At 74.1% G+C, this 4,113-nt stretch carries 5 protein-coding genes; 2 read left to right on the top strand and 3 right to left on the bottom strand.

Annotated elements, in window-relative coordinates:
• Together AOK22_RS38510 and AOK22_RS38505 are read left to right on the top strand one after the other, a co-directional pair.
• Window positions 1-699: serine hydrolase domain-containing protein (locus tag AOK22_RS38510; protein ID WP_157872432.1), on the top strand; the 699-nt coding region annotated here is incomplete at its 5' end.
• The gene (locus AOK22_RS38505; RefSeq protein WP_055703277.1) at window positions 696-1,085 is read left to right on the top strand and encodes a VOC family protein; all 390 of its coding nucleotides are present in this window, start codon (window positions 696-698) and stop codon (window positions 1,083-1,085) included. The genes AOK22_RS38510 and AOK22_RS38505, both read left to right, overlap by 4 nt.
• A 9-nt stretch (window positions 1,086-1,094) precedes the next feature.
• Here the strand turns inward: AOK22_RS38505 and AOK22_RS38500 are convergent, their stop codons facing one another.
• The 3 genes from AOK22_RS38500 to AOK22_RS38490 all read right to left on the bottom strand — a co-directional run.
• Window positions 1,095-2,333 carry an ATP-grasp domain-containing protein gene (locus AOK22_RS38500; protein ID WP_055703276.1) on the bottom strand — a complete coding sequence of 413 codons (1,239 nt, stop codon included), beginning with the start codon at window positions 2,331-2,333 and terminating at the stop codon, window positions 1,095-1,097.
• Window positions 2,330-3,472 (bottom strand): pyridoxal-phosphate dependent enzyme, encoded by a 1,143-nt coding sequence (locus tag AOK22_RS38495; RefSeq protein WP_079037117.1) that lies wholly within the window; start codon window positions 3,470-3,472, stop codon window positions 2,330-2,332. Before AOK22_RS38495 ends, AOK22_RS38500 begins: the two co-directional genes overlap by 4 nt.
• 8 nt (window positions 3,473-3,480) lie before the next feature.
• On the bottom strand, window positions 3,481-4,113 hold a 633-nt coding region (locus tag AOK22_RS38490; protein WP_244165283.1), incomplete at its 5' end, for an ABC transporter substrate-binding protein.

Below are 4,113 nucleotides of genomic sequence, written 5' to 3'. Positions count from 1 at the left end.
CCCCGCCGCCGCGCCGCCCCCGGCACCCGCGTGCGCTACTCCAACTTCGGCGTCGGCCTCCTCGCCGACCTGCTGACCCGCGCCGCGCACGGACCGGCGGACGCGCACGGTCCGGGCGGCGGGACCTACGCCCGGCTTCTCGCCGACCGGGTCCTCGGACCGCTCGGCCTGACCCGCACCGGCTGCGCCACGGACCTGCCCCAGGCCACCGGCCACTGGCACGGCAGACCCCGCCCCGCCTGGGAGATGCCCGCCATGCCCGGCGCGGGCATCTGCCGCTCCAGCGCCCGCGACCTGCTCGCCTCCCTGGACGCCCTGCTCGACCCCGCCGCCGCGCCGCCCACGGCCCCCCGCACGCTGCGCGCCGCGCTCGCCGACGTCACCGTGCCCCGCCTCGCCCTGCCGCGCACCGGCCGGCGCATCGCCCTGATCTGGAACATCCGCCCCCGGCCCGGCCACGATCTCTACCACCACTCCGGCGGCACCCGTGGCTTCACCACGTTCGCCGGTTTCAGTCCGGGGACGGACGTGGCCCTGGCCGCGCTGGCCAACACGGCCCCCGGCGTGACCGGCGGCTTCATCCAGCGCGCGTACCTCGGACTCTGGTCGCTGGCCCGAGCCGAGCAGCGGGACGACGAACCCCTGGAACGCGTCGCGTCCCCACGGCCCGAACCCGAGCGACCGGAGAGCACCCCATGAAGATCTACGTCACCAGCGTCTTCGTCGACGACCAGGCGAAGGCCCTCGCCTTCTACACCGACGTCCTCGGCTTCGTGAAGAAGCACGACGTCCCGCTGGGCGGCGAGGCCCGCTGGCTGACGGTGGTCTCGCCGGAGGACCCCGAGGGGACCGAACTGCTCCTGGAGCCCTCCGGCCACCCCGCGGTCCCGCCCTACAAGACGGCGCTGGTCAAGGACGGCATCCCGGCCGCCTCCTTCGCCGTGGACGACGTCCGCGCGGAGTACGAGCGGCTGCGCGGGCTCGGCGTGGAGTTCGCGCAGGACCCGGTGGAGATGGGCGAGGTCACCACCGCGGTCCTGGACGACACGTGCGGCAACCTCATCCAGATCGTGCGCACCCCGTAGGGCGGACCGTCACCCCTCAGGGGCATCGGGTGCGACCACCGGGCGGATGCTGCCGGCGACGCTGAGCGCCCGGTGCAGGGCCAGCTCCGCGGTGTCGGCCTCGGCCAGCACGATGCCGGTGCAGCCGCGCTGGTCGTTCAGGTGCTCCACCCGGCGGCCCGGCACGGCGGTGGGGTACCACTCGGGCGCGCCGGGGAAGGCGGACAGCCCCTCCAGGCCGGTCCAGCCGGTCAGGGTGCCCGCGCGGTCGGCGTAGACGAGCACGAAACCGGTGGCGGGCCCGCGCGCGGAGCCGTCCGGGACCGCGTCGAGGAGCGCGGGGCGCCGGCCGAGCGCCACCTCGACCATCGCGTCGTACACGTTCGCGCACAGGGACCGGCACAGGGCCTCGCCGACGAGCGCGCCGCCGATGCGGCGGTTGATCTCCACCAGCTCGGGGCCGTCGCAGGTCAGGACGTACTCCACATGGGTGAAGCCGCGATCGTGCCCCGCGGTGTCCAGGACGCGCCCCACCCACTCCTCGATCCGCTCCAGTTCGGGGGCGGAGAAGGCGACGGGGAAGGCGGCGGCCTCCTCGCGGACCGAGGGCTCGGGGGACAGCTGGCGGCTGAGGACGCCGAGGAGGCGGGTCTCGCCGTCCCAGCTGAGGGCCTCGGCGCTGTAGACGGGACCGGAGAAGAAGCGCTCCGCGAACAGCCGCCCGTTGAAGGGGCGTTGGGCCGCCTCGGCGAGCGCCGCACGCAGCTGCCGCTGGTCGCGCACCGGCCAGACGTTGCGCGACGAGGTGCCCGCGGAGTCCTTCAGGACGGCGGGCAGACCGATCTCGCGCAGGATCTCGGCGGCGGAGGAGGGATCGGCGGGCACGGCGAGGGCGCGGCTGCGGCTCAGGCCCCGCTCATGGAGGAGGGCGCGCACGCGGCTCTTGTCGCGCAGCAGACGGACGGCGTCCGGATCGGGTCCCGGCAGACCGAACTTCGCGGCGAGTTCGGCGCCGGGAACGCTCCAGGTGTCGGTCGAGTTGATCAGCCCGCGCAGGTCGGGCACGGCGGCCAGGGCGGCGGCGCAGGCGTCGTCGTCCGTGGTGTCGACGTCGACGATGTCCAGGGCGCCGGGCGGCAGTTGGTCGAGTTCGTGTCGGTAGACGTCACGGTCGCCGGTGAGCAGGCACAGCCGGTGCCCGGCGTGCGCCGCCGCGTCGATCAGACGGCCCAGGCCGAAGGTGAGTGCTTCCAGGGCGGCGATGGTCACGGGGTCCGGTCCTTCCGGGTGGGCGCTCCGGGCGGAGCGGTGGGCTGGGTGGGTACGGCGGGGCGGCGGCGTACGTCGTAGCGGCGCCGGTGCCACTCCATGGCCGACCAGGGCGGGGCGAGGTCCGCGAGGTCGGTGATCTCGCGCGGCTTCAGGGCGCGCGGGTCCAGCGCCTCGTGGTGGCGGGCGAAGACGCGTTCGGTGTAGCGGTGACCGGTGTCGGGGCCGATGACCAGGTGCGTGCGGCCGGGCTCGCGCGCGGCCTCCCAGCCGGCGACGAGATGGGCGGCGCCGGTGGACAGGCCCGCGAACACGGCGTGTTCGCGCAGCAGGCCGACGGCACCGGCCATGGCGTGCCGGAAGTCGAGCCAGTGGAGGGAGTCGTAGAGGTCGTGCCGGACGTTGTCGAACGGGATCGAGCTGCCGATGCCGGCGATGAGCGCCTCGGGGTCGCTGAAGCCCTCGCTGCCGAAGGTCACGCTGCCGAAGGGCTGCACGCCGAGCAGGCGCACGGACCGGCCGCGCCCGCGCAGCGCCTGGACGAGGCCGCCGCTGGAGGATCCGGTGCCCACGGCGCCCACCACGGTCAGCGGTACGCCGGGCAGCGCGCCGTCGACGAGGGCGGCGAACTCGCGGTAGCCGGTGTAGTGGACGGCGTCGTGGTACTGGCGCATCCAGTGCATGCCGGGCCGTTCGGCCAGCAGCCCGCGGACCCGGCGGACCCGGCCCTCCTGGTCGAGCCGCAGGTCCTTCGAGGGCGGCATCTGGTCCACGGTGGCGCCCAGGATCTCCAGTTGGGCGCGCATCGTGGCGTCGACGGTGGTGGAGGCGACGATGTGGCAGCGCAGGCCGTAGCGGTGACAGGCCAGGGCCAGCGCGAGGGCGTAGATGCCGCTGGAGCTGTCGACGAGGGTCTGGCCGGGCCGTACCGTCCCGCGCTCCAGCAGGGTGCGGACCGCGCCGAGGGCCGCGTACACCTTCAGGGTCTCGAAGCGGGCGAGCACGACGTTGCCGGAGAGCCGCAGCAGGTCGGGTGCCTTGATCGCGTCGGTGATGTGGTCGTGGACCACCGGTGCGGCGGTGAGATCCGCGGCGGATGCGGGGGCCGTGGCGAGGTCCGTGGTGGGGGTCGAGGTCATGGCCGCCGTCACCGTCCGATCGAGCGCAGGTAGCGGCCGAGCTTCTCGGCGCCCGCGACATTGCGCGGGCCGCTGACGACGTCGCCGTAATTCAGCACGAGGAAACGGTTGTTCCGTATCGCGGGCGCCGATTTCAGGCGGGGCAGCGACGTGAGGTGGGCGATCTTGTCCTTGGCGGGCTGGTCGGCGTAGTCGACGATCACGACGACCTCGGGCCGCGCCTCGACGACCGGCTCCCAGCCCACCGTCGTCCAGCCCTTGTCGAGGTCCCCGAAGACGTTGGTGCCGCCGGCCGCGGTGATGATGTCGTTCGGCGCGGCGTGGCGGCCCGCGGTGAACGGCTGGTCGGTGCCCGAGTCGTAGACGAACACCCGGGCCGGGTCGCCCTTCTCGGGCCACGTCCTCTTGAGCGCGGCCACGCGGCTCTTGAGGCCGGAGACGAGTTCCTTCGCGCGCTTCTCGACCCCGAAGATCCGGCCCAGATCGGTGAGATCGGTGTAGAGCGCCCGCAGGGGCGGCACGTCGACGCTCTTGTCGCCGTAGTCCCAGCAGGTCTCGGTGTGCACGTAGCTGGCCGTGCCCACGTCGTCCAGGAGGGCGGGCGTGATGCCGCGCTCCTCGCTGAAGCCGGAGTTCCAGCC

Source organism: Streptomyces silaceus, assembly GCF_001419745.1.
Lineage (GTDB): Bacteria > Actinomycetota > Actinomycetes > Streptomycetales > Streptomycetaceae > Streptomyces > Streptomyces silaceus.
The sequence above is the reverse complement of the archived record's forward strand: the minus strand, read 5'-3'. Positions and strand labels throughout refer to the sequence as shown.